Below are 26,462 nucleotides of genomic sequence, written 5' to 3' on the forward strand. Positions count from 1 at the left end.
TATCATTTTCGTTTAAGTTCGGTTTAGACTGCAATGAAACGTGGAGGAGCATATTTAATGACACAGTTCGTCGGTTCTATCGATCAGGGAACCACCAGTTCGCGTTTCATTATTTTTGATAGAAACGGCGATATTGTCGCCATGGATCAGCGCGAACACGAGCAGATCTATCCCAAGGCTGGCTGGGTTGAGCACAATGCCAATGAAATCTGGCGCAACACGCAGCATGTCATCGCCGAAACACTGAAGAAAGCGAAGCTCAAGGCTTCCGATATTGCATCCGTCGGCATCACCAATCAGCGCGAAACAACGCTGCTGTGGGACAGGAAGACCGGCGCACCGCTTTACAATGCCATTGTCTGGATGGATACCCGCACAGACGAACTGGTCGATCATTTTGTCAAAGATGGTGGCGCAGATCGCCTGCGTGATAAGACCGGACTGCCGATTTCGACTTACTTCTCGGGCCTTAAACTGCGCTGGATACTCGATAATGTTCCCGGTGCGCGCGAAAAGGCAGAAGCAGGCGATGCGCTGTTCGGCACGATGGATAGCTGGCTTGTCTGGAATCTCACCGGCGGCGCAAAAGGCGGTATTCACATCACCGATGTAACCAACGCGTCACGCACGCAGTTGATGGACTTGTCTACGCTCAAATGGGATGAGGAAATCCTGCAGCTGTTCGGTATTCCCGCAGCTTGCCTGCCGGAAATTCGTTCTTCCAGCGAAGTCTATGGCGAGATTACCCTGCCCGTGCTTGTCAGTGTCAAGCTTGCAGGCATTCTGGGCGATCAGCAGGCAGCCCTTTTCGGTCAGGCCTGCCTTGAGCCGGGCGAAGCAAAGAACACCTATGGCACCGGCTGCTTCATGCTGATGAATACTGGCGAAAAGCTGGTTCCGTCCACCTATGGGCTTCTAACGACTGTTGCCTATCAGCTTGGTAAGCAAAAGCCGGTCTATGCGCTGGAAGGTTCCATCGCGATCACCGGCGCACTGGTGCAATGGCTGCGCGATAATCTTGGCATTATCAAAACCAGCGCTGACATTGAAACACTGGCGCGCACGGTCGAAGACAATGGCGATGTATATTTCGTTCCGGCCTTCTCCGGCCTTTATGCACCACATTGGGAAGATTCTGCACGCGGCGTCATTGCTGGTCTGACGCGCTTTGCCAATAAGGGTCACATTGCCCGCGCCGCCCTTGAAGCAAGCGCCTATCAGGTGCGCGAAGTGCTGGAAGCCATGGCCAAGGATTCAGGTGTAGAGATCACTGAACTGCGCGCCGATGGCGGCATGATCATCAACGAACTGCTCATGCAGTTTCAGTCTGATATTCTGAATGTTCCGGTCGTGCGTCCGAAGATCATCGAAACCACTGCCCTTGGTGCAGCTTATGCGGCTGGGCTTGCGGTCGGCTATTGGAAGTCGACGAACGACATTATTGAGAACTGGCAGGTCGGCCAGCGCTGGCATCCAAAGATGACAGCAAAGGAGCGCACCAGCCTGTTCAACGCGTGGGAGAAGGCCGTCCAGCGGTCTCTCAACTGGGTCGATTAGAGCATAATCCGACCGGAGTGGAACGAGGATCGATAAGATTATGCTTAAAGTAAAAAGTTTTAGAGCGCCGATCTGATTCAATCAGATCGAAACGCCTCTAAAACTAAGGCTTTTTTAACAGACCGAACTTGAAAACGATCAATAATTATCAACAGCCGGTGAGCACATCCGCTCACCGGGCGGCTTTTTAGTACCTAAATTATTTTCTCGGAGTAGATAATGAGCAATGGTTTTATCGGTGAATTTCTCGGCACGATGGTGCTTATCCTGTTGGGCGATGGCGTGGTTGCAAACGTACTTCTTGCAAAATCCAAAGGCCAGAATTCCGGCTGGTTCGTCATTACCGCAGGCTGGGGCTTTGCAGTTCTATGCGGTGTGATGGTTGCCGTTGCAGCTGGCAGTGCGGGTCATCTAAACCCTGCCGTGACGCTTGCTTTTTATGCGGCTGGCACTTTTCCGGCGACTGAAGTTGCACCCTATATTGCGGCGCAGATGCTTGGTGCTTTCGCAGGTGCGTTGCTTGTCTATCTCGCCTACCTGCCACACTGGAAGCCAACGGAAGACAAAGGCCTCAAGCTCGGCGTCTTCTGCACCGGACCAGCCATCCGCAATCTTCCGGCAAATTGCCTCACCGAGATCATCGGTACCTTCGTGCTGGTATTCGTTGTCATTGCCATTGGCGCAAAGGCTGTTGGTGCAACAGGTGTTCTTGGACCACTGATGGTCGGCCTGCTTGTCTGGGCACTTGGTGTTTCACTGGGTGGTCCAACCGGCTATGCAATCAATCCGGCACGCGATCTCGGACCACGTATCGCCCACGCATTGCTGCCTATTCCGGGTAAAGGCGGCTCGGATTGGTCTTATGCCTGGGTGCCCGTAGCAGCGCCGATCATCGGTGGACTGATGGCAATTACCTGCGCGAAAGCTGCTGGCATGATGTGAACTATAGGGCGCAGCATTATCGCTGCGCCCTATTTTCAAACACGTTCAGCCGGATAAGGCGTGGCTTTAGCCAGTAAAAAACCTGCACCAAATAACACAACCAAAACCGACATGCCGAGCGCTGCCGATCCGCTAAGCGCTGTAACAGTCGCCACCAGAAATGGCCCGATAAAGCTGGTCGCGCGTCCGGCAAGCGCATAGATACCAAAATAGCGGCCCGACTCTTCGGGCTTAATGCTGCGCGCAAACCATGACCGCGATGATGCCTGTACCGGCCCAAACGCCGCACCGATCATCAACCCGTAAATCAGATAAGCGTGTTCGGCAGGTGTTGCGAACAAGCCTTTCGCATCAGTCGGCGCGAAAGAAATTAGGCCAAACATCGTATAGTCATGGCCAGTCGATACAATCCCAAGAGTCGCGATGAAAAGCAGGACGATTGAGCCAAGGACAACAGCCTTTGACCCCACCCGCGTATCCAGCTTGCTTGCAACCAAGCAACTAAAAATAGCCATCACATTCAGGATCATACCAAACAGACCAATTTCGGTGATCGACCAGCTGAATAGCACGGCGGCATAACCAGCGCCAAGCGCCAGCAAGGCATTGACACCATCCTGATAAACCATACGCGCAATCAGGAAGCGGACGATCCCCGGACGTCTGCGAACTTCACCAAGCGTCTTTTTCAATTCACTCAAACCTGAGCGCAAAGCTGGTGCGAGTTTTTCACCCTTTGCCACATCAGGCGTGAAGAAAAACATCGGCAGGATAAACACAAAATACCAGAGGGCGGAAATCGGTCCGGCTATGCGTCCGTCTTCGCCTTTCACTGGATCAAGCCCAAACAGCGGATCAATCCCAATGATTGTTTTTCCTGTTTGAGGTGAAGCAGCCAGACAAAAAACGATGAAAATCAGCACCGTCATGCCACCAAGATAGCCAAGCCCCCAGGCAATATTCGACACCCGGCCAATATCTTTTTGTGGGACAAGCCTTGGCATCATAGAATCATTGAAGACAATCGAGAACTCTGCGGCAATCATCGCCAACGCGAATGCAAACAGCACCCAGTAAATATTCGCACCCGGAACAGCGAACCACAGCGTACAAAGCGCTGTAATCTTAATAATTGCAAAGAACGCTATCCATGGTTTTCGCGGTCCTGTTCTGTCAGACACAGCTCCGAGGATTGGCGATAGGATCGCTACGGCAAGCCCTGCTGCTGCAAAGCCATAGCCCCACGCGATCTGCCCAGCCTCTGGGCTTTCTGCCATGCGGGAGATGAAATAAGGTCCGAAAATAAACGTCGTGACGACTGTAAAAAACGGCTGCGCCGCCCAGTCAAAAAATATCCAGCCCCACACACCGCGGCGTGAAGAATAGCTGTCTTTCGGCATTGCATGTTCCGTCATATTTCGCGCCCATCCCCCATGAAGCGCTCCGAACTTACACTGCTCGCTTTCACACCACAACAAAGCAAAAAGGGCAGCCGGAGCTGCCCTTTTCATTTCCAATAGAATGCATCCTATTGTGCCAAGTCTGACATCAGCCCCGCTGCAACCGCGAGACGCGAAACGGTGAGATCACCGCCCTCGGTCAATGCGACCATACGATTTCGGACCTGATCAATACGGACGGCATCTTCTGCAAACCATGCAGCCGCGGCGTCCTTGTCCTTGCCGTACTTCTTAAGTGCCGCAATGGTAATGCCGCGAGCCGCTTGCGTGATCGTATCGCTCGCACGCGACAGTGCCAGACCATCATAATAGTCGGTGACTGGAATAGTGCGTGCTGCTTCTTCGATACGGCCAATGCGGAACGCTTCCGAAACGCCAAAATAAGCCTTGGCGGCTGCCACCAGATCAGCATTGGCCAGATGTGCAATCAACGCAATATCCGGCATGATGCCCGCAAGCTGGAGATTAGCCAGACGCTGTGCAAGCTTCTCTGGCGCACCCTTTTCAACGAAGGCTGCCTTGTCGGACTGAACTGCCTCAATGAGGTAATCCGGCATCAAACCGTCAAAGCGTGGCTCAAGCGCTGCACGAGCAGTGGTGATCGTGTTCACCAGTTCTGTGAGGTTTGCACGCGTTGTGTCATTGCGCAGTACCCATGCTGTTGTTGCAAGCAGCATTTCGCCAACCAGATGATAGAACTGATTCTGCACATCACCCGCCACCTTGTTATCGAGCGCATCAATGGCGTCATAGATCGCATCGATCTCAAAGCCATCACGCACCGCAACATAGGCGCGAACAATATCGGCAGGCGACTTGCCTGTCGTATCAGCCAGACGGCTGATGAAGGTGATGCCGCCGCGATTGATCACATCATTAGCCAACAAAGTAGCCACGATTTCGCGCTTCAAACGGTGGTTTGAAATTTCCTCTGCATAGGTTTTGACCATGCGTTTTGGGAAATAACCAAACAGCAGCTGCTCGAAATATGGCTCATCAGGTAGCTTGCTTGCAACCAGATCATCCGATAGCGACAGCTTGGCATAAGCGAGCAGAACAGCGAGTTCTGGACGCGTCAGCGGCTGGCCAGATTTCTGACGATCATTGAGCACCGCATCAGAAGGCAGATATTCGACCTTACGGTCCAAAAGCTTACGGGCTTCAAGCTCGGCCATGAAGCGTGCCTGATAAGGCAGCTCCGTGAGACCATGACGTTCGCTCAAAGACAGAGCCAGCGGCTGGAGATAGTTGTTGCGCAGTACCAGTTCCGACACATCGTCGGTCATGCTCACCAGCAGCTTATCGCGTGCCGGACGCTTTAGCTTGCCCGATCGCATGGCAGCAGCCAGTGCAATCTTGATGTTAACCTCAACGTCAGAGCAATTGACGCCTGCCGAGTTGTCGATAGCGTCGGTATTGTTGCGACCACCGGTCAGCGCATATTCAATACGACCGCGCTGCGTCAGGCCAAGATTTGCACCTTCGCCGATTACCCGTGCACGCACTTCCGACCCCGTGATGCGGATCGCATCATTGGCACGATCACCAACCTGCGCGTCCGTTTCGGCGGTTGAGCGGATATAAGTGCCGATACCACCAAACCACAGAAGATCGACCTGAGCTTTCAGGATCGTCGTCATGATTTCCTGCGGTGAAGCAGTGGTTTTGCCAAGGCCGATGGCCTTCGCTGCTTCCGCTGAAAGCGTGATTGTCTTCTGACTACGGCTATAGACGCCGCCACCTTCCGACAGCTTCGAGCGATCATAATCCTGCCAGCTCGAGCGCGGCAGATCAAACAGACGCTTGCGCTCTGCAAAGCCGTCGGCAGGGACCGGATTTGGATCGATGAAGATGTCACGGTGATCGAAGGCTGCAACCAGCCTGATCTGCTCAGACAACAGCATACCATTGCCGAACACGTCGCCCGACATATCACCCACACCAGCAACCGTGAACGGCTCGGTCTGAATGTCTGTGTCGAGTTCACGGAAATGCCGCTTCACAGCTTCCCATGCGCCGCGCGCGGTGATTGCCATGCCCTTGTGATCATAACCGGCAGAGCCACCCGATGCAAAAGCATCATCGAGCCAGAAGTCATGCGCCTGGCTGATCGCATTCGCCGTATCGGAGAATGTCGCGGTGCCTTTATCAGCAGCAACCACGAAATACGGATCATCCTTATCGTGGCGAACAACATCAACAGGCGGCACAACATCATTGTCGTGAATGTTGTCAGTGACGGAGAGAAGCGTCGAGATGAAAACCTTATAGGCATCACGACCGGCTTCAAACACCGCATTGCGATCGCCGCCAACCGGCAGACGCTTCGGATAGAAGCCGCCCTTGGCACCAACCGGCACAATCACCGCATTCTTGACCTGTTGTGCCTTCACCAGACCGAGGACTTCTGTGCGGTAATCCTGTGCACGATCTGACCAGCGCAGACCACCACGTGCAACAGCGCCAAAGCGTAAGTGCACGCCTTCCACTTCCGGACCATAGACGAAGATTTCGCGATATGGGCGCGGATCAGGCAGACCTTCCACAAGCCGCGGATTGAGCTTGAACGCGAATGTCACGCGAGGCTTGCCATCTGCATCAAGCTGATAGGCATTGGTGCGCAGCGTTGCTTCGATCAAATTGCGGAAACGACGCAGAATCTGATCGTCGTCGATGCTTGGCACACCAAGAAGTGCGGTTTCAATAGCATCAACCAGTTTGGTCTCTGCCGCTTCACGACGCTTAGCCGATGGGTTGAAACGCAGATCAAACAGCGAATAGAGGTCGTTAGCGATTTCTGGATAGCGGTTTAATGCAGCTGCAATGAAGCCCTGCGAGTAAGCAATGCCCGCCTGTTGCAGATAACGACCATAGGCACGCAGGATCATGATCTGACGAGCGCTGAGACGTGCAGTCTGCACCAGCGCATTATAAGCATCATTGTCAGCGAGAGCGTCCCACACAGTGCGGAACACATCTTCCAGCATTTCGCCATCGTCCGACAGATCCACCGGCGCGCCATAGGCGTTTACGAGCTGCATGTCATGCACATAAACAGCTGCACCATCTTTGCCGGCTAACGGCAGATCAATGGTCTGCTCGCTGACAACACGGAAGCCCATATTTTCAAGAAGCGGCACACGCTGCGACAGCACAACCGGCGCACCGTGATGATAGATCTTCAGCGAAACTGCATCCGGTCCATCAGTACGATAGCGATAAAAGTCCACGAAAAGCGGAGCTTCTGCACTCAGGCCAGCAATGCGTTCTGCATCGACCAGTGCTTCCGGCGCTGTGAAAATTTCGCGATAGGATTGTGGGAAGCTTGAAGCGAGAGCAATAGTCTTCGCGTCAGCACTATCCGCGCTTTCACGCACGGCATCATCCCATGTGCGAACGATTGAACGCACTTCTTCTTCCAGCGCATCGCGATCCACATGCGGCGTTGAACGCTCATGGCGACGAATGACGAACTGCACACGCGTCAGGCCGTTCTGCAAGAACACCGGATGGAATTCAAAGCTGTCGCCGCTATAAATATCGACGAGATAGCGACCGATTTTTTCACGCACAACTGAGTCGTAACGGTCACGCGGAATATAGACCAGCACAGTGGCAAAACGGCCAAAGCGATCAAGACGCGGGATCGCGCGCACGCGCGGACGTTCACCCAATGCCAGAATAAGTTCGGCATTGGCCGTTAGGCTTTCCGTATCAATCTGGAAAAGCTCATCGCGCGGATATTCTTCCAGCACATTGATAAGCGCCTTGCCCGAATGATCTTCACGATTAAAGCCAAGGTGCTTGATAACCGTATCCGCCTTAGAGCGGATGAACGGAATACCAGCAACCGAAGTGATATAAGCAACGGATGTGAACAGGCCGACGACACGAAGCTCACCAATGGCTTCTCCGTTTGGCCCGAAAATCTTCACGCCGACATAATCAAGATACGACCGGCGGTGCACCAGCGAAAGTGAATTCGCCTTGGTTACGATCAGCGGTTCACTGCCATCGAGGAAGTCTGTGATTTCCCGTGGTGTCGCTTTGTCGTCATCATCCTTACGCAGAACGCGGACTTCGCCGTCATTGAGAATGCCAAGCGTTTCTTTATCCGCAACAAGATCGCGCTTATCACCCTTACCTTTGAAGGTCAGCTCACGCATACCAAGGAAGATGAAACGATCATCACGCAGCCATTCAAGGAAGGCGATTGCTTCCGGCATAGCCGGATCAAGGGTGAGCTTCTGAACGCGCTTGTAATCATCAATCGCCACGTCAAGGCGCTTGATCATTGGCTTCCAGTCGCTGACAGCAGAGCGAACCTGTCCGAGAACACGCTTGAGAGCGGCAGTCAAATCAGACTTAGCCTGCTTATCGAGCAGCGGCAGATGGATCTGCACAAGGCTGACGCGCTCAATGCCCTTAGCAGGAGCGAGCTGTGATGCTTCGCCCAAAATAGTCAGGCTGTCCTTTTCCCGCTCAATATCGAGAACCGGGTGAACAACCATGAAAATCTGGCTGACATGATCGTTCAGCTCACCCATGATCGAGTCAAGCAGGAACGGCATGTTGTCGTTGACGATGGTAATGACGCTGACAGGGCGGCCATGGCGTTCGATACTGTTATCGACGCTGATGATGCTCTTACCCTTGCGATAGGACTCAAGCGCTTCATAGCCATACTGGGCAGATTTATCGAGCGCTGCGGCATCATATGCCGCAAGATCTTCGGGCGGTGCCCATTCGAAGAGAAGCTGCGAAAAAGCGTTTAGCGTCTTCGACTTTCCTCCCTTCTTTTCCTCCTTGGCTGCCTTAGAACCCTTAACTTTGCTCGACCGATCCTGCTTTGCAGTCACGTCGGATACTCCTGTCATGATGGCAATGCGCGCCAAACTAGCAGATTGCCCGCTCGTTTCGATGACAAATCGTTGAAAACAACCAAATATTTCCGTGAAAGTCAGAAAATACGCATCTAATCCATTTAAATTGGAACAAAACTTCGGAAAGCTTTTGAAAAATTTCAGAATGTGCCGTCGAGGCTGTACGGAAATGACACAGCTTCTTTACGTAAGCGTCACAAAAGCTAAATTTCGCCACAAATCATGGCCGAATCTGGTGCTGCTAATCGCGCTTAAAGCTCGATCAAATGGTCATCCAATTCATTGATATTATGCGCGCCTGCCGGAAAATGTTTCTCCAGCAATTTACCTGCCTGACCAATGGCCAGCACGAAACCTTCAGCCACTTCCGAGCGTGATGCATGCTGCGTCAGCGTAGCAACGATCTCGTTCCATTCTTCCTGTTCCACCCGCGCATGAATGCCTGCATCGGCAATCACTTCCGCATAATGTTCAGCCATAGAAACAAACAGCAAAATGCCAGTTCGGTGTTCGGTGATATGGACATTGCGTGCCAGAAACTGCTGCAAAGCATTCAAATGCGCGCGCTTGTAGCGAATACGACGCGGCACCAGCAACATGCGAATAGATGGAACCAACCACAGAAGCAGCATCGCTGTGGCAAAAGCTGCAAGTATCGCGAGGCCAAACATCGGCAGGCTGATATCGAACCAGTACCAATGTGCGAGGAAGGCCATGATAACCGAAGCAATCAGAATGCCACAGGTCGCAACAAAACCTGCCGCGAAGAAATAATCATCGCTGGTACGGGCCAGAACTGCGTAGATTTCACCACTCGTATTAGCTTCCGCATCCCGGATGGCAACAGCAATACGCTCGTGATCCTGTCCGCTGATAAGGTTTTTAGAACTCACAGATGTCTCCCTTACCAGCTACCCGAAGCGCCACCGCCACCGGACGAACCACCGCCGCCGGAGAAGCCGCCACCACCACTGCTGCTGCCTGATGACCAACCGCCACCACCGCCAGAAAATCCACCGCCACCGCCGGAGCCGCCACGGGAATTGAAATCCATCACCATTCCCAGCCAGCGATATTTTCCGGGGCCGATCTTTTGTCCAAAGATCGGTGCCAGGATCGCCATGCCAAAGCCGCCAAAGAAGATCACGGCCCAGAAGATGATGAAGATAACAAAGACCCAATCAATATCATCGGACCCGGAACTGGTCTGAACATTCCGCTTGGCACGCGCTTCAAGCTCAGCAGCATCACCGGAAAGAACCGACAAAATGCCGTCGACACCTTGCACAATACCATCAGAGTAATTGCCGCTACGAAATTCCGGAATGATCGTGCCATTAATGATGACGCTCGAAAGCGCATCGGTCATCGTACCTTCAAGCCCGTAACCGACCTCGATACGCACCTTACGATCATTGGGTGCCACAACCAGCAGAACACCATTGTTCTCCTGCTTCTGCCCTAAGGCCCAAGCCCGGAACAGACGATTGGAATAGCTTTCAATGTCTTCGCCATTGAGGCTCGGCACCGTTACCACGACCACCTGATCGGATGAATTTGCTTCAAAATCAGCCAACTTCTGTGTGAGTTGCTGCAACTGTGACGGATCGATAATCCCAGCCGCATCAACCACACGACCTGTCAGTGCTTGCGCTGGCTTTGCCGCATCCTGCGCATTGGCGCCAACTGCAACAAAGCTTGCAAACAGGAAAAGCAGAAACGCCGCGAGCATTCGCGGCCCATTCAGGCCACGAACCACGGCTTTACGCATTGGGAGCAAAGCTGCCACGGGCGCAGGCTCCGTTGTTAAAACTTGACCTGTGGAGCGCTCTGGCTTGACGCATCGGCACTAAATGTCTGCATTGGTGCAGCATCGCGATACCAGATCCATGTCCAGATCATCGTCGGCATCGTGCGGATCGATGTATTATAGACGCGGACCGCTTCAATATAATCACGCCGTGCGACAGCTATGCGGTTTTCCGTGCCTTCCAGCTGCGATTGCAACGCAAGGAAGTTCTGATTGGCCTTCAGATCAGGATAACGCTCCACTACTACCATCAGGCGCGAAAGCGCGCTGGTGAGGTTTGCCTGATTATCCTGAAACTGCTTGAAGAGTTCAGGATTGTTCAATGTCTCTGGCGTGATCTGCACCTGTGTCGCCTTGGCACGTGCTTCGATCACGGCTTCCAGCGTTTCCTTTTCGTGCGCAGCATAGCCCTTCACTGTTTCTACCAGATTGGGCACCAGATCAGCGCGGCGCTGGTACTGGTTCTGCACTTCGCTCCAAGCAGCTTTGGCTTTTTCATCATTGGTTGGAATTGTGTTGAAACCGCACGCTGAAAGCAGTGGAACCAAAACAGCCAAACCCAGAGCAACGAAAATGCGACGGAATGAAAACGCACGAATAGCCGTTACAGCCGACATGGTATTCTCCTGAACAAGGCGCCTTTTCAGCGCTGTAAAACTCTATGCTCGCATATGCGCATTCACGAAAATGCGAGCCGTCAAATCAATAAGATAGACGAAATTCCGGCATTTTCCAGTCGATTTGCTCGAAGTCGAAAACCAAATAAAAAAGGCAGCGGATTGCTCCGCTGCCTTTTCTTTCGCAAGTTGCGAAAAATTATTCGCTTGCAGCTTCTTCAGCTGGTGCAGCTGCTGCGGCAGCAGCGGCTTCAGCTTCAGCAGCAGCCTTTGCAGCTGCATCTTCTTCAGCCTGCTTAGCCATAGCAAGACGTTCCTGAGCCTTCTTGCCTGGCAGACCCTTGGTCAGGTTGCTGCGTTCTTCACGCTTTGCAATACCGGCCTGATCGAGGAAGCGAAGAACGCGATCGGTTGGCTGTGCGCCCTGTGCAATCCAATGCTGGATGCGGTCAGCGTCGAGCTTTACGCGCTCTGCGTCTTTCGCAAGCATTGGGTTCCATGCACCAACGGTTTCGATGAAACGGCCATCGCGTGGGCTGCGAGCGTCAGCAACAACAACGTGGTAGTAAGGACGCTTCTTGGAGCCAGCGCGGGCGAGACGGATCTTAAGAGCCATTTTTTCTTTCCTTTAGTCAATTATTCTGCCCTGTCGGGCAATCGGTTAAGCCAGTTTGGCTATTCAGTTTCCGCTGTGATTTGCAGCGGCATGCTCATGGTGCCGAATGACTTCCTTCACGATGAAGTTCAGGAATTTTTCAGCAAAATCGGGATCGAGATGGGCATCAACAGCCAGCGCACGCAGACGCTCGACCTGACGCTTCTCGCGGGCCGGGTCAGCAGCAGCAAGGCCGCGCTCGGCTTTCAATACACCAACAGCTTTTGTGCAGCGAAAACGCTCAGCAAGCATATGGATGAGTGCCGCATCGATATTATCGATGGAAGCACGCAGAGAGAGAAGTTCAGCGGGTACGGTGTTCTGTTCGTCAGCCATCTTACTCACTTCTTCTTTGGCAGGCCGGGAAGACCGCCACCAAAACCGGGAAGTTTAGGACCGCCCAAACCCGGCAGACCTCCACCGGGAAGACCAGGCATTCCGCCGCCTTTGGTCAAACCAGCGGCTTCTGCCTGTTTGGCCAGCGCTTCAAGCTGCTTAGGATCCATCTTGGACAGATCAGGCATACCACCCATTCCACCGCCAAGACCACCGAGGCCCATCTTGCCAGCAAGACCACCCATCATCTGCTTCATCATTCCGCCCTTGCCCTTACCCATGACTTTCATCATGTCGGCCATCTGGCGGTGCATCTTGAGAAGCTTGTTAATGTCGGCAGAACTGGTGCCAGAACCCTTAGCGATGCGCTGCTTGCGGCTGTGCTTGAGAAGATCAGGATTGGCGCGCTCGGCCTTTGTCATCGAACCGATGATGGCCAGCTGACGATCAAATACCTTGTCGTCAAGACCGGCAGCTGCTGCCTTGTCCTTCATTCCGCCCATGCCGGGCATCATACCCATGATGCTGCCCATGCCGCCGAGCTTTTTCATCTGGCCAAGCTGATCGGCAAGATCATTGAGATCGAACTTGCCCGACTGCATCTTTTTGGCCATCGCTGCGGCTTTTTCCGCATCGATGTTTTCAGCAGCCTTTTCGACCAGCGAAACAATGTCGCCCATGCCAAGAATACGGTCGGCAATACGCTTTGGATAAAACTCCTCAAGCGCATCCATTTTTTCGCCAGTGGCGATCAACTTGATTGGCTTGCCGGTGATTGCGCGCATCGAAAGTGCAGCACCGCCACGGCCATCACCATCCATACGGGTGAGAACAATACCGGTGATGCCAACGCGCTCATCGAAGTTGCGCGCGAGGTTTACCGCGTCCTGACCAGTCAGACTGTCTGCCACGAGCAGAATTTCATGAGGATTGGCGGCTTTGCGGATATCCGCCATTTCCACCATCAGCGGCTCGTCGATATGCGTGCGACCAGCGGTATCGAGGATCACTACATCATGACCGCCGAGCTTTGCAGCCTGAACGGCGCGCTTGGCGATTTCAACCGGCGACTGGCCGGCGATGATTGGCAATGTATCAACAGAAGTCTGGATACCGAGCTGACGGAGCTGTTCCTGCGCTGCCGGACGACGCGTATCAAGCGACGCCATCAGCACCTTTTTGCGTTGACGTTCTGTCAGGCGCTTGGAAAGCTTGCCCGTCGTTGTTGTCTTACCCGAACCCTGCAAACCAACCATCATAATGACGACAGGTGCCGGTGCATTCAGATCAACTGTAACGCCTTCGGTGCCAAGCATTTCGATAAGTTCGTCATGGACGATCTTAACGACCATCTGGCCGGGCTTGATGCTTTTGAGAATCTCTGCGCCGACAGCCTTCTCGCGAACGCGGTCAGTGAAAGAACGAACCACTTCCAGCGAAACGTCGGCTTCGATCAGCGCACGACGCACTTCGCGCAGCGCAGCCGCCACGTCGCTTTCAGAGAGAGCGCCGCGTCCGGTCAGGCCGTTCAGAATGGAGCCAAGACGCTCCTGAAGTGATTCAAACATCTAATTTCCTTTTAATCCGCGAGGACGCTCAGTGCTTCATCGGGATAGATCGTTCTTTGACCAAACCAGTTCAAGAACCAACCAAAGCGATACAACACCCGAGGGCGCATCGCGCTGTCGGATGTGGACCTCCGGGATCTTTTTATACCAAATGGGTCCCGGTCGGTGGCTCGCGTTCTAGAGATCGCGGATAGACTGGCTGTCGCTTTAAAGTGGAGAGCCTGTCATGTCAAGCAAAAGCCAGAAAACAGCACTTTTAAACGGCTATTTGGCCCATAAATGCAGGCAATTTCGCACCAGTTTACTAAAACTTGAAGATTACGTGGAAAAAGGATTATAAGCGCGCCGCTGTTCTTCGGGCTTATAGGCCCATTGCAGCATGACATTCGGTGTAAAGAATGGCAAATTCGCGCCGAGGTAGAATCAACTCCGAAGGAGAAACGAATGGCATTGTTTGCCAAGGGCCGGACATGGACGGCAGCAGCAGTACTTGCAGTGAGCATGATGGCTGGTACAAGCATCGTCGAAGCAGCCCAGTGTGGCAACAATGGCGCTGGCTATAATGCCTGGCTCCAGCAGACAGTCAAGGAAGCGCAGTCGCGCGGCATTGGCAATCGCGCCATCAACGCTCTGAAGAATACAAAATATGCGCAGGCTACCATCAATGCCGACCGCAATCAGAAGAGCTTCAAGCTGACGTTTGAGCAGTTCATGCAGAAGCGTGGTGCAAACACCATTATTCAGCGTGGCAAGTCGATCAAGAAGCAGAATGCAGCGCTCTTCGCAGCAATCGAAAAGCGTTACGGCGTTCCTGCTGGTCCATTGATCGCAATCTGGGGCATGGAAACCGGCTTCGGCGCTTATCTTGGCAAGCAGCACACGCTTTCGGCGGTTGCTACACTGGCTTATGACTGCCGCCGCAGCGACTACTTCACACAGCAGCTTTACGCAGCACTCAAGCTGATCGACAATCAGGATCTCGATCCGAATGCGGTTGGCGCAATGCACGGCGAAATCGGCCAGACACAGTTCCTGCCAGTCAACGTTCTGAAATACGGCGTCGATGGTGATGGCAGCGGCCATATCGACATGGCGCGTTCAAAGGCTGACGCTCTTTATTCGACCGCCAACTTCCTCGTCGGCCACGGCTGGAAACGCGGCGCTGGCTTCCAGCCGGGAGAGCCAAACTATGGTGCGATCCAGGGTTGGAATGCTGCGCAGGTTTACCAGCGCGCTATTGCTGTCATGGGCAAAGCAATCGACGAGTAATTATAGATATGGCGAAGCAGACATTGTGCTTCGTCCTATAAACAATAAAGAAAAGCCCCGAAAATCGGGGCTTTTTTGTTTTATGCTGTTGCTTCAGAGGCGTTTACAACTGCCCCTTCGGGTCTCTTAAAATCACCCGTCTGCTGGTCCATAACCCAAAGTTCGCCGGTCGAAATGTCGAACCACGCGCCATACAGGGTGAGCTTACCCTTCTTCTCAAGAATATCGACACATGGGAATGTGCGAAGATTGTTGAGCGAATAGCGGATCGAAATGCGTTCCAGCGCTGTCTGGCGCTCCGTCGGTGTCATCAGTTCATTGCCGCTGATCGTTTCGGCAGCCGGAGCAATCAGGCTCATCCATTTGCCTATGAAATCGCTTGGTGAGAGCGGCGCAAATTGTGTATCAAGAGCCGCCTTGATACCACCGCATCGGCCATGGCCCATGACGACGATATTTTTCACCTTGAGGCTCTGCACAGCAAACTCTAGCGCCGCCGAAGCCGCATGGAATTCGCCATCCGGCTCATAAGGCGGGATGAGATTTGCAACGTTACGAAGAACGAAAATCTCACCGGGAGCGGTATTGAAAATTGTTTCTGGAGCGGCGCGGGAATCGCAGCAGGCAATGACCAGCGTTTCTGGTGCCTGACCTTTTTCAGCGAGTTCCTTATAACGTGCCGTTTCAGACGCGAAATGCTCGCTCATAAAGGTTTGGTAACCGGCGAGGAGTGTATCTGGAATATCAGCCATGACTTTCCATTATCCCTATCGAAAACGCAGAGCAATCAAAAAACATCAAGCCATAATCCTTGCGACCCGTTGCCGCTTATAAATGCACTATGCACGCAAGCCTTTGGTCGGATGAACCAGCCGTCTTGTCTGCACCATGGCCATAGGCTTGGCCAAACTCGATGCATCGGCTTCCAGCATCAACTCATCGGCACCGCGTTTCGCTGAACGCGCCATGATTTCAAAGACGGCAGCTGTAGTGCTTTGGAGAGATTTCTCCTCCGAAAAGCCAGCCAGTCTTCGCGCAAGGAATACAGCAGAAGTAAGATCGCCAAGACCATTGGTCGGCCCGTCAACGCAGCGATGCTCCGCCATAAGTGCTGAAGTCGGCGTCAGTAAAATGTTACCGATACTTCCGGTCATCAGCGGGAAGGCTGATGTCACCAGCATCGTTGCCGGTCCGGTATCAAGGGCTGCTTCCATCAATGCCTTGTTGTCTTCGAGTTCAACACCCGTCAGCCATGAAAGCTCAAAACGATTGGGCGTTGCAATATCGGCAAGCGGCATCAGATGATCACGAATACCGACCGCCGTCGCTTCCGGTACATAAAGCCCTTTCTGATCACCAATCACCGGGTCGCAGAGATACAGCGCATTTGGATTGCGCTCCTTCACCTTTTTAACAAGTCCGGCAACCGCCTCTGCTTGTTCAGGATTGCCGAGATAACCTGTCAGAATAGCGCCCACCTCCCCAAGCCAAGGGGCGCGCTCAAGATCCTGCATCAGTGTTGCAAACTCTTGTGGAGGCGGCACAATTCGCCCCGCAGGACCATGGCCCGGATGCCACGGCAGTACCACTGTCGGCACAGCCCAAACTGGGAAACCGAGCGTTTCGAGTGCGAATACAGCGGCGCGATTTCCAACGGAACCGCGCACGACATGGCTTGAGATGACAATAACGGTTGTCGCGTCCGAAGGCGCAGAAAGCGTCATGTTAAACCTGGCTTTGCATGAGATAGGATATCAGCCAGACGATAATCGCCAGCGTGATGATGAGGCCAAGCCAGCGCCCGACGCGCGTGGCCCAGAGTTCGATAGGATCGTTTTCGGGCGCATCATCGGCAGAGAGATGTTTGCTTGTACGAGAAAGCCCACGCCGAACCATGGCTTGCGGGCCGGTTTGCTCGCGCGCCAGCCGCTCAAGAATACGCTGGGCTTCATCCTGACGCTCGCGTCCCGGATTTCCGCCCTCGCCTATGCCCGCCTGATGGCGTTCTCCCATATTCTGCCTGCCTTCAAGAAAGACTCGTGCCCCGGATTAGACGATACAGCATTATGCCCGGAAGGCAGTTCTGCAAGCAGAATATTGTCTGCTTATGTCAGTTTCACGATGAGCTTACCGAAATTGCCGCCTTCGAGCATTGAAATGAAAGCTTTTGGCGCGTTTTCAAGCCCTTCAACAATATCTTCACGGTAGCGGACATGACCATCGGCAATCCACTTCGCCATATCATGATAAAAAGCTGGACGCTGATCGGCAAAATCACGCTGAATGAAACCGCGAATAGTCAGGCTCTTGGTCAGAATATCGCGCATCAGCAGCGGCATCCGATCCGGTCCATCAAACGCGCCCTTCTGATTATATTGCGCAATCAGACCGCACACGGGAATACGTGCAAACGGATTGAGAAGCGGCAGAACCGCATCGAAAACCTTGCCGCCGACATTCTCGAAATAAACATCAATGCCTTTCGGGCAAGCCAGCGCCAATTCCTGAGCAAAATTCGCACTGCGATGATCAAGTGCTTCATCAAAGCCAAATTCATCAATCAGTGCTTTGCATTTGTCGGGTCCACCCGCAATACCGATGGCACGCGCACCTTTAAGCTTGGCAATCTGACCGACAGCAGAGCCAACCGGGCCAGTCGCGGCGGCTACCACAACTGTTTCACCCTCTTTGGGCTGACCGATTGTCAGAAGTCCTGAATAGGCAGTGAAGCCCGGCATACCCATGACGCCAAGAGCAGTCGTAACCGGCGCTTGTTTCGAGTCAAGCTTGCGCAACGTCGATGCATCGACAACCGCAAAGCTCTGCCAGCCTGAATGGGAGAGAACAAAGTCGCCGGGAAGAAAGCCCGCACTGTTGCTTTTCACAACTTCGCCGACTGTACCGCCTTCCATTGGAGCGCCGATCTCGACCGGAGCAGCATAGGATTTGGCTGCACTCATGCGCCCGCGCATATAGGGATCAAGCGACAGATAGCGGATTTTAAGCAGAACTTCGCCTTCACCCGGCTCAGGGATTGCGGCTTCATCAAGACGGAAATTGTCGGCACTTGGCTTTCCATCCGGGCGCGATGCAAGGACGATCCGCTGATTGATTTTTCCGCTCATAAATCCGTCTCCTGATATTCTCGATAAGACGTAATCTAGTGTGGGTTCAGGAAAAGTGCACCTGTTTCGTTGCAGAGATTACATAAAGAAAACCTCGCCTATGGCGGGGGCACCATGGGCGAGGTCTCTCACTTGGAGGGAGAAGTAAGGTGGCGCGTACTGCTTACGGGAACGCGCAACCTCATGAGAAGTAGGTTACTTCATCGTTGGAATGACGAACTCTGCGCCATTCTTAACGCCATGCCGTGCGCCCGCAGCGAAGCGAGGACGCACAACATGAAAAAAGTCTGGTGTTACTTCATCGTCGGGATGACGAATTCTGCACCATCCTTAACGCCAGACGGCCAACGCGAGGTAACAGTCTTGGTCTTGGTGTAGAAGCGGAATGCATCCGGGCCGTGCTGGTTGAGATCACCGAAGCCCGAAGCTTTCCAGCCGCCGAAGGTGTAGTAAGCGATTGGAACCGGGATCGGCACATTGATACCTACCATGCCGACCTGAACGCGGCTTGCGAAATCGCGTGCCGCATCGCCATCACGGGTAAAGATCGCGACGCCATTGCCGTATTCATGTTCGTTCGGCAGAGCGAGCGCTTCTTCGTAGGTCTTGGCGCGAACCACTGAAAGAACCGGACCGAAAATTTCTTCCTTATAGATGCGCATGTCGGAGGTGACATTGTCGAAGAGACAGCCGCCCATGTAGAAGCCATCTTCATAGCCCTGCATCTTGAAGCCACGGCCATCGACAACGAGCTTCGCGCCTTCTTCAACGCCAAGATCAACATAGCCGCGCACACGATCAAGGGCTGCTTTCGAGACCAGCGGACCGTAGTCGGCAGAATTGTCAGTCGAGGTGCCGATTTTCAGCGCTTCAACACGTGGAATGAGCTTTTCCATCAGACGGTTTGCGGTGTCTTCACCAACAGGGACAGCAACAGAAATTGCCATGCAGCGCTCGCCAGCCGAACCGTAACCAGCACCGATCAACGCATCAACAGTCTGATCCATATCGGCATCTGGCATGATCAGCATGTGGTTCTTCGCACCACCGAAGCATTGAACGCGCTTGCCGTTCGAGCAGCCACGACCATAAATATATTGCGCGATTGGTGTCGAGCCAACGAAGCCAATGGCCTGCACGTCTGGATCGTCAAGCAGCGCGTCGACCGCATCCTTGTCGCCATTGACGACGTTGAAAATGCCCGCTGGAAGACCGGCTTCCATGAACAATTCAGCGAGACGCATCGGTACGCCCGGATCACGCTCTGAAGGCTTGAGGATAAAGGCGTTACCGCAAGCAATTGCTGGACCGGCTTTCCAAAGCGGAATCATGGCTGGGAAGTTGAACGGCGTAATACCGGCAACAACACCAAGAGCCTGGCGCATGGAATAGGTGTCGATACCTGTACCAGCATTATCAGTGAATTCGCCCTTGAGCATATGTGCTGAACCGAGGCAGACTTCCACCACTTCAAGACCACGCTGAATGTCGCCCTTAGCATCCGCAATCGTCTTGCCGTGTTCGCGGGCAAGCAGTTCTGCAAGGCTGTCATATTCGGCTTCAACCAGTTCAAGGAACTTGCGCAGAATACGCACGCGGCGCTGTGGATTGGTCGCAGCCCATGCTGGCTGTGCTGCCTTGGCGTTTTCGACTGCCGCACGCACTTCATCTTTCGTGGCGAGCGCAACAGTGCCCTGCACCGAACCGTCCAGTGGCTGATAAATATCTGTGGTGCGTCCGCTTTTTCCGGCAACATGCTTGCCGCCGATGAAATGTCCTACAGTGCGCATCGAAATGCCTCCCAGCTGTTATGTTCCATAAGGCGACATTAAGAGTCACCCTCTTGGCGCATATCTTGACTCTGCAAAATCATGATTGCAAGTCGCTGAAAAGCGTATCCGTTGTGCATTTTTTATAGTACGGTTTTCGGAGAAACACGCTTTAGCAGAGAATGCCATGAACTGGGATGATATTCGGATATTTCTGGCGGTAGCACGCTCTGGGCAGATTCTCGGCGCCGCGAAACGGCTTGGTATCAACCACACCACCGTTGCGCGTCGGCTGACTGCACTTGAAGCAGCTCTGTCGACCACGCTTTTGACACGCCGCACCAATGGATCGACACTTACCCACGCGGGCGAAGAATTTCTGCTTGCTGCTGAACGCATGGAAGCGGAAATGCTTTCGGCACGTTCAAATATTGGCAACGCCGATGTCGCCGTCTCCGGCACAGTTCGCATCGGCGCACCTGATGGTTTTGGTGTGAATTTTCTCGCTCCGCGATTGGCACGGCTCACACAGCAATATCCTGACCTGACCATACAGCTCGTTCCCGTGCCGCGATCATTTTCGCTTTCACGACGCGAGGCAGATATTGCCATTACCGTGGAACGCCCTGAACAGGGACGGTTGATTGCCCGCAGGCTCGTGGATTATACGCTCGGCCTATATGCGCATCGCAGCTATCTTGAAGAACACGGCACACCGCAAAGCACGGAAGAGCTGAGCAACCACCGACTGATTGGCTATGTCGAAGATCTTGTGGTCAACCCATCACTGGCATATGCCCCTGAAATAAGCCGCGACTGGAAGCCAGATTTCGAGGTCTCCAGTGCGCTTGGTCAGGTGGAAGCGGTTCGAGCAGGTGCTGGTATTGGCATCCTTCATGCGTTTATTGCGCGGGCTGATCCCGATCTTGTACCGCTGTTCCCAGATCGTACGATCCGGCGCGCCTATTGGCTCACGTATCACGAATCCGCACGCACCTTGCGGCGTGTCACGGCAGTTTCGGCGCTAATTTCAGAGCTGGTCGAGAGCGAGAAATCGCTGTTTAGCTAACCAATACGCCAATAAATCGCCATAACGGCAGCGATCATAACGACTGGAATATAGAGTGCATCCAGTCCAATAAAATAATGCCCCAAGCCGCCACAAACCGCTCCGATCATCAGCGAAAGCCAGACGGAAAAATGTTGCAACCAACGCCAGCGCGGAACTTCTCCGCGTATATACCCAGCAAGATCGGCTGCTGAATTAAAGAGCGTTCCGGTTACATAAGTAACACCCAAGCGCGCAGAACCAATCGGCTGTACGGCGGCATTTTGTGCGCCCATAGCAGCCGCAAGCATCAACACCGGATGGATCAAATCCAGTCGGAAATGGCGCAAGACGCAGACCAGAACGAGTGTCAACGCCACAATCGCCATGACGGCAATACTACCATTTCGGCCATAAGCACGAACGACAAGCGTGCCGAACAGGGCGCCAGCAAAAAACAAACCGATCAGCGCAACCGGAAGCCAGACAATTATCCGGCCCATAATATCCGGCTGTCTGGCGATGGCGAGACCAAGCTGTGTCGTGTTGCCACTCATGAAAGAAGCAAAAAAGCCTCCCAATTCCAGAAAGGCTATTCCATCAACAAAACCAGCGGCAGCCGTTAAAGCCAAACCAAGCGACAGCTTTGAATTCGGTGTCATTTTTCCAAGCTTTGAAAGAAAGTCGCCCGGTTGTGACAACCGGGCAAAAATTTCGTCAAACGCGTTTGACGATCCGCAGAATAATCAAAAGGATTGCCGCACCAATAAACGCATTGACGATGGAAGCGATCACGCCGCCGCCCACCGAAAAGCCGAGACGCGGCAACAACCAACCTGCAAAGAAGGCCCCAATCACACCGACAATAATATTACCGATGAGACCAAAGCCACCGCCCTGCACGACTTTGCCTGCCAGCCAACCTGCAATCAGACCAACGAACAGAAATACAAGAAGACTCATACCATCCATAAGCATCTCTCCCTATCAGAGCACATCTCCGACGCGCCTTTAGCGAGTTGACAATGAGTCGGCTTAGCAAACAAGAGGGCTTACAAATTATGGTGCGAGATGCTGGAAAGCGCTCACGACCTCTTCATAAACCTTGCGCTTGAAAGGCACGATCAGCTCAGGCAATTCCTGCATGGGCTTCCACGCCCATTCCTCAAACTCAGCCGTGTGTCCACCGGGCGGCGGGTTGATCGCGATTTCGCTCTCATCACCTTCAAAACGGTAAGCAAACCACTTTTGAGTCTGTCCGCGATATTTGCCCTTAAGCGCCTGACCAACAAGATGCGGTGGCAGATCATAATTGATCCAGTTTGGTGCTTCTTCAAGCAAAGTGACCGACTTCATGCCGGTTTCTTCATAAAGCTCACGCAACGAAGCAACAGCAGGGTCTTCACCTTTGTCGATACCGCCCTGTGGCATCTGCCAAAGCTGTGTTGCTCCATCCATTTCATCACCCGGAATGACGATGCGGCGACCCGCCCAGACGAGACCAGCCTTATTGAGTACCATCAGCCCAACGCAGGGCCGATAAGGTAGGCTTTCAGGATCGACAAGGCCTTTGTGCTTCGACATGGTATCTCCGTATGCGGGGGTTTGAATAAGTCTTATGCGGCAGTTTATAGTGTTTCAATGTTATTGACGTGCGACAAAAAGAAAACGCGGAAGCCTGAACTCCCGCGTCTATAATTGTCACATCGAAAACCAGTTAGTTCAAAACGGCTTTCTTGGGGTCTGGTGGGAATGACGCATTGGCGACTTCACCACGCAGGAGCTTCAATGCTTCATTGAGCTGCACGTCATCCTTGGCTTCAAGCGGCACATAGGCAGCCGATCCCGATCCCTGATCGTCTTCAGCATTACCTTTGATGTGGCCCTTAAGCTCGGACTCACCACGCACAACATCCTGACCGAGCATTTCTGGCGGCAACGGCTGCTCAACTTTGATGTCCGGCGTAATACCCTTGCCCTGAATCGACTTGCCCGACGGCGTGTAATAGAGCGCGGTCGTCAGACGCAGCGAACCATTTTCACCCAGTGGAATGATCGTCTGGACCGAGCCCTTGCCGAAGGACTGCGTGCCAAGCACCGTGGCGCGGCGATGATCCTGCAATGCACCAGCTACAATTTCAGACGCACTGGCTGAACCGCCATTGATCAGCACGATCACCGGCTTTCCATCAACAAGATCACCCTTGCGTGCATCAAAACGGGTTACATCCTGCGGATCACGACCACGGGTCGAAACAATTTCGCCCTTGTCGAGGAAAGTGTCTGAAACAGCGACAGCCTGATCAAGCAAACCACCCGGATTGAGACGAAGATCAAGCACATAGCCCTTGAGCTTATCGCCTGGAATCTTTTCCTGAATATCCTTGATTGCCTTACGCAGATCATCAGAAGTCTGTTCCGTAAACGAAATCACACGCAAGTAGCCAACGTCATTTTCAACACGCGATCGAACAGCCTTCACCTTGATCACAGCGCGATCAATCTTGAGCGTGATCGGCTTTTCCGCACCTTCGCGAATAAGGGTCAGTTCAATCGGCGAACCAACCTCACCACGCATCTTTTCCACCGCGTCACTGAGGCTCAGACCACGCACTTCCGTGCCATCAATCTTGCTGATCAGATCGCCCGCGAGAACACCAGCTTTTGAAGCAGGCGTGTCATCAATCGGCGCAATGACCTTTACAAGGTCGTTGTCCATCGTGACTTCAATGCCAAGACCACCAAATTCACCCTTGGTCTGCACGCGCATGTCCTGCGCTGCTTCCGGGTTGAGGTAAGAAGAGTGCGGATCAAGCGAGGTCAACATGCCGTTGATCGCACTTTCCGTCAGCTTCTTATCATCAGGCGGCGTCACATATTGCTGGCGCACACGCTCAAAAATATCACCGAAAAGAGCCAGGTCCTTATAGACATCGCTGTCTTTTCCCGCTGCTGCAAAAGCAGTGGAAGCAGGCGCGCCCTGAACCATCACCATGGCTGACGCGCCCAACAGGGCTCCGGCGAACAGCAGCGACAGTTTACGTATCATTTTGTGTCCTTCCAGAAAGCCGCTCGGTCCACCATGGGGCCGGATCAACGGGTTTTCCATCTTTTCGAAACTCAATGTAGAGCAATGGAGCGCCATTGCCCACCTCAATTGGTGCAACACTTGCGAGAAGTTTTTCTCCCATCGCGCCAACAGGCTCACCCGCCAAAACGAACTGACCCTGAGCAACGTCGATTCGACCCATGCCAGCCATGACAATATGATATCCATTGCCAGCATCGAGGATCAAGAGCTGTCCATAAGATCTGAATGTTCCTGCATATAACACAACGCCATCGGAAGGTGACGTAATCGTGGCAGCGGGCAAGGTTTCAACCACCTGCCCCATCATGTTGCCGCCGACACCATCCTTCTCTGCAAAATGCCGGATCGTCTTTCCAGCGGCAGGCAGCGCCAGCCTTCCCTGTAACGATGCAAAATCTATCTGCGCATGAAGGCGGTTCTCATCAGGCGTTGATTCTCCGGCCTTTTCCTGCGCTTTTGCAAGGCGTTCAGCTTCGGCCTTGCGCGCTGCATCCGCAGCATCGCGTACGCCCGCCATTTGCTTATCAAGCCCGTCAATCAGCTCTTTCAGGCTGCCTGCCCGATCTGCAAGCTCTTCAGAGCGTTTACGCTGGGCTTCAATTTCCTGCTCGGATTGTGACTGCAACTTCTTTTTTTCTTCAAGAAGAAGTGATTGACGCTTTTGCTCTTCCGCCTGTTGCGTGCGTGTTTCTTTGAGCCTCTCCTGCTCCTGCGATATGGATGCAGTCACCCGCTGCATATCGTCAAGATCACCCGTCAGCTCTTCAACCTGACCACGCATTTCCGGCACAACGGCTCCAAGCAGTACAGCACTCCTCACCGATGCGAGCGCATCATCTGGTCTCACAAGGATCGCAGGTGGCGGGTTCAACCCCATACGCTGCAAGGCTGCCAAAACTTCCGCCAGAACCCCGCGTCGCGCACGCAAAGACGTTCGAATGCCATCTTCCTGCTCACGCAAGGATTCAAGCTTATCGGCACTATCAGCAATATCCTGCTGTAACTTCTTATCCGTCTTTGCAGACTGAATGAGTGCAGCCGTAATCGTCGCCTGATCTTTCTTGAGGTTCGCCACCTCGCCTTCAAGCTGTTTGAGCTTGTCACCCGTCACCGACAATTCGGTGGTTAGCTGCTCATATTCACTTGCTGCCTGATCGCGCTGCTGCTGAATAGCCTGTTGCGCATAGGACTGAGACGCACCTGCCAAAAGCGCAGTCGCAGCAAAGCCAGCCCGCAAAAGAGCGAGCAAAGGCAGCTTTGAGAAAGGGCAAACAGAATTCATGGCGCGCTATATCTGAAAGAAACAAGGCCAAAACTAGCCCGAGAGCATTAAGGAATTGTTAGCCATAGATAGCAAGCGCGCAATATTACGGCAAAAGATCAGGATAGCTCTGTGCATATTCATGCATCTCACGACGATAGCGCCAAACCGCGCGAGCGCGATGTTTCCAGAGATCGCGACGTGGCCTTTTCCATGGTTTTTCAGGACCATGAAAATGGACAATGATCTCAGGGCTAACTCTGCTTTCCTCAGCATCGCCGCCAAGCCGCGCAATATGACGCCGCTGCCGCGCCACTTGACTCCATGATGAATTATAGGCCGGGTTGAGCAGATGTACGCGACCCAGAAAGACGTTGTTCAGGTGATCCTGGTCACCCAGCGCATAAGCAGATGCTCGGGCCAAATCATGCATGGCCTGATGCAGTTCGGGTTCTGCGCGAATGGCATCGGTATCCAGCAAAAGAACACCAGCATTAAAGTAACGCGAGATATCGCTTTGCTGCATCAATTCTTGCAATTCACGCACACGTGGTATCGATTTTTCGCGCACCTTGAGACTGCGCGACGACCATTTCGCCACAACGCAATCGCGCACCGCACCAATCGGACAACCATTAAGATCAAGCGCGAAAAGAGGGGAGACATCACCCACCACTTGCGTATCACCATCAATATAAAGAACGCGGCCAGAAATACGCGACGGTATATGAAGTCGCCCCATTGTAGCCGCCGAAATATGCGAGGTTGGCCCCTTGGCACCTTCCAGATCATCTGCAGTCAAACGCAAGCTATTGAGTGTTACGGCTGGATTTGTGGCTGCCACGCGGTGCACAGCCTCCCAATCTTCATCTTGGAGACCGTCGCCCCAGAAATGCACAATACCGGGCTGCGTTAAGTGACGCAGCACACCCCACATCGCAACAAGCGTGGGTTTGAGAAAGCCGCGATCAGTTACGAATGCGATCTGCGGCAACCTTGTGTTCGTCGATGAAAGCGACATCTAATTCTTCAAATGATGCACGAGGCAGTTACGAAACCCGACCCGTTGCA

Annotated in this window: 23 protein-coding genes; 4 read left to right on the forward strand and 19 right to left on the reverse strand. The window is 53.3% G+C overall.

From position 1 onward, the window contains the following. Positions 1-57: 57 nt before the first annotated feature. Positions 58-1,557: a glycerol kinase GlpK gene (gene glpK, locus J2782_RS18985; RefSeq protein ID WP_310015406.1), complete on the forward strand. Its 1,500-nt coding sequence runs from the start codon at positions 58-60 to the stop codon at positions 1,555-1,557. A 219-nt stretch (positions 1,558-1,776) separates the two neighbouring features. After that, positions 1,777-2,499: an MIP/aquaporin family protein gene (locus J2782_RS18990; protein WP_310015407.1), complete on the forward strand. Its 723-nt coding sequence runs from the start codon at positions 1,777-1,779 to the stop codon at positions 2,497-2,499. 35 nt (positions 2,500-2,534) lie between these two features. On the opposite strand, the gene J2782_RS18995 is transcribed toward J2782_RS18990, so the two are convergent. The 8 genes from J2782_RS18995 to ffh form a co-directional block, all read right to left on the reverse strand. Continuing rightward, a complete protein-coding gene (locus J2782_RS18995) occupies positions 2,535-3,914 on the reverse strand; it encodes an MFS transporter (RefSeq protein WP_310015409.1) in 1,380 nt (459 codons plus the stop codon). Between the two features lie 113 nt (positions 3,915-4,027). Continuing rightward, complete coding sequence (locus J2782_RS19000) at positions 4,028-8,818, reverse strand: NAD-glutamate dehydrogenase (RefSeq protein ID WP_310015484.1); 4,791 nt, start codon at positions 8,816-8,818, stop codon at positions 4,028-4,030. 275 nt (positions 8,819-9,093) lie between these two features. After that, the gene (locus tag J2782_RS19005) at positions 9,094-9,735 is read right to left on the reverse strand and encodes a TPM domain-containing protein (RefSeq protein WP_310015411.1); all 642 of its coding nucleotides are present in this window, start codon (positions 9,733-9,735) and stop codon (positions 9,094-9,096) included. An 11-nt stretch (positions 9,736-9,746) separates the two neighbouring features. Next, the gene (locus tag J2782_RS19010) at positions 9,747-10,559 is read right to left on the reverse strand and encodes a TPM domain-containing protein (RefSeq protein ID WP_310015486.1); all 813 of its coding nucleotides are present in this window, start codon (positions 10,557-10,559) and stop codon (positions 9,747-9,749) included. 89 nt (positions 10,560-10,648) lie between these two features. Further along, complete coding sequence (locus J2782_RS19015; RefSeq protein ID WP_250041259.1) at positions 10,649-11,269, reverse strand: LemA family protein; 621 nt, start codon at positions 11,267-11,269, stop codon at positions 10,649-10,651. A gap of 199 nt (positions 11,270-11,468) precedes the next feature. Continuing rightward, positions 11,469-11,885: a 30S ribosomal protein S16 gene (rpsP, locus tag J2782_RS19020; RefSeq protein ID WP_250041261.1), complete on the reverse strand. Its 417-nt coding sequence runs from the start codon at positions 11,883-11,885 to the stop codon at positions 11,469-11,471. 63 nt (positions 11,886-11,948) lie between these two features. Further along, on the reverse strand, positions 11,949-12,260 hold the full coding sequence (locus J2782_RS19025; protein ID WP_036566570.1) for a chorismate mutase: 312 nt from the start codon (positions 12,258-12,260) through the stop codon (positions 11,949-11,951). A gap of 5 nt (positions 12,261-12,265) precedes the next feature. Beyond that, positions 12,266-13,828 (reverse strand): signal recognition particle protein, encoded by a 1,563-nt coding sequence (gene ffh, locus J2782_RS19030; protein ID WP_310015415.1) that lies wholly within the window; start codon positions 13,826-13,828, stop codon positions 12,266-12,268. A 444-nt stretch (positions 13,829-14,272) separates the two neighbouring features. Here ffh and J2782_RS19035 point away from each other — a divergent pair, with 444 nt between their 5' ends. Further along, positions 14,273-15,097 (forward strand): lytic murein transglycosylase, encoded by an 825-nt coding sequence (locus J2782_RS19035; RefSeq protein WP_310015417.1) that lies wholly within the window; start codon positions 14,273-14,275, stop codon positions 15,095-15,097. Between the two features lie 80 nt (positions 15,098-15,177). Here the strand turns inward: J2782_RS19035 and J2782_RS19040 are convergent, their stop codons facing one another. The 5 genes from J2782_RS19040 to J2782_RS19060 form a co-directional block, all read right to left on the reverse strand. Then, positions 15,178-15,849: a carbonic anhydrase gene (locus tag J2782_RS19040; protein ID WP_310015418.1), complete on the reverse strand. Its 672-nt coding sequence runs from the start codon at positions 15,847-15,849 to the stop codon at positions 15,178-15,180. A gap of 87 nt (positions 15,850-15,936) precedes the next feature. After that, positions 15,937-16,821, reverse strand: a complete 885-nt coding sequence (gene pdxY, locus J2782_RS19045) for a pyridoxal kinase PdxY (RefSeq protein ID WP_310015420.1) — start codon at positions 16,819-16,821, stop codon at positions 15,937-15,939. Between the two features lies 1 nt (position 16,822). After that, entirely contained in the window at positions 16,823-17,110 is a 288-nt protein-coding gene (locus tag J2782_RS19050; protein WP_310015421.1) for a hypothetical protein, read from the reverse strand. A gap of 92 nt (positions 17,111-17,202) precedes the next feature. Then, positions 17,203-18,222, reverse strand: coding sequence for an NADP-dependent oxidoreductase (locus J2782_RS19055; protein ID WP_310015422.1), 1,020 nt, complete (start codon positions 18,220-18,222; stop codon positions 17,203-17,205). A 293-nt stretch (positions 18,223-18,515) separates the two neighbouring features. Further along, the gene (locus J2782_RS19060; RefSeq protein ID WP_310015423.1) at positions 18,516-20,012 is read right to left on the reverse strand and encodes a CoA-acylating methylmalonate-semialdehyde dehydrogenase; all 1,497 of its coding nucleotides are present in this window, start codon (positions 20,010-20,012) and stop codon (positions 18,516-18,518) included. A 166-nt stretch (positions 20,013-20,178) separates the two neighbouring features. Between J2782_RS19060 and J2782_RS19065 the strand changes: the two genes are divergently transcribed. Then, positions 20,179-21,060 carry a LysR family transcriptional regulator gene (locus J2782_RS19065; RefSeq protein WP_310015426.1) on the forward strand — a complete coding sequence of 294 codons (882 nt, stop codon included), beginning with the start codon at positions 20,179-20,181 and terminating at the stop codon, positions 21,058-21,060. Here J2782_RS19065 and J2782_RS19070 read toward each other — a convergent pair. From J2782_RS19070 to J2782_RS19095, 6 genes are all read right to left on the reverse strand, one after another. Further along, positions 21,057-21,701, reverse strand: a complete 645-nt coding sequence (locus J2782_RS19070; protein WP_310015428.1) for a YoaK family protein — start codon at positions 21,699-21,701, stop codon at positions 21,057-21,059. The two genes, J2782_RS19065 and J2782_RS19070, sit on opposite strands and share 4 nt — an antisense overlap. Before the next feature lie 55 nt (positions 21,702-21,756). Further along, positions 21,757-22,011: a GlsB/YeaQ/YmgE family stress response membrane protein gene (locus J2782_RS19075; RefSeq protein ID WP_250041285.1), complete on the reverse strand. Its 255-nt coding sequence runs from the start codon at positions 22,009-22,011 to the stop codon at positions 21,757-21,759. A gap of 87 nt (positions 22,012-22,098) precedes the next feature. After that, positions 22,099-22,623: an RNA pyrophosphohydrolase gene (locus tag J2782_RS19080; protein WP_310015430.1), complete on the reverse strand. Its 525-nt coding sequence runs from the start codon at positions 22,621-22,623 to the stop codon at positions 22,099-22,101. Between the two features lie 133 nt (positions 22,624-22,756). Next, positions 22,757-24,088 carry a S41 family peptidase gene (locus J2782_RS19085; RefSeq protein WP_250041288.1) on the reverse strand — a complete coding sequence of 444 codons (1,332 nt, stop codon included), beginning with the start codon at positions 24,086-24,088 and terminating at the stop codon, positions 22,757-22,759. Beyond that, positions 24,078-25,412, reverse strand: coding sequence for a murein hydrolase activator EnvC family protein (locus tag J2782_RS19090; RefSeq protein ID WP_310015432.1), 1,335 nt, complete (start codon positions 25,410-25,412; stop codon positions 24,078-24,080). Before J2782_RS19090 ends, J2782_RS19085 begins: the two co-directional genes overlap by 11 nt. An 85-nt stretch (positions 25,413-25,497) precedes the next feature. Continuing rightward, positions 25,498-26,412 carry a glycosyltransferase family 8 protein gene (locus J2782_RS19095; protein WP_310015435.1) on the reverse strand — a complete coding sequence of 305 codons (915 nt, stop codon included), beginning with the start codon at positions 26,410-26,412 and terminating at the stop codon, positions 25,498-25,500. Between the last annotated feature and the right edge of the window lie 50 nt (positions 26,413-26,462).

It is taken from the genome of Brucella pseudogrignonensis, from assembly GCF_031454375.1.
Classification (GTDB): domain Bacteria; phylum Pseudomonadota; class Alphaproteobacteria; order Rhizobiales; family Rhizobiaceae; genus Brucella; species Brucella pseudogrignonensis_A.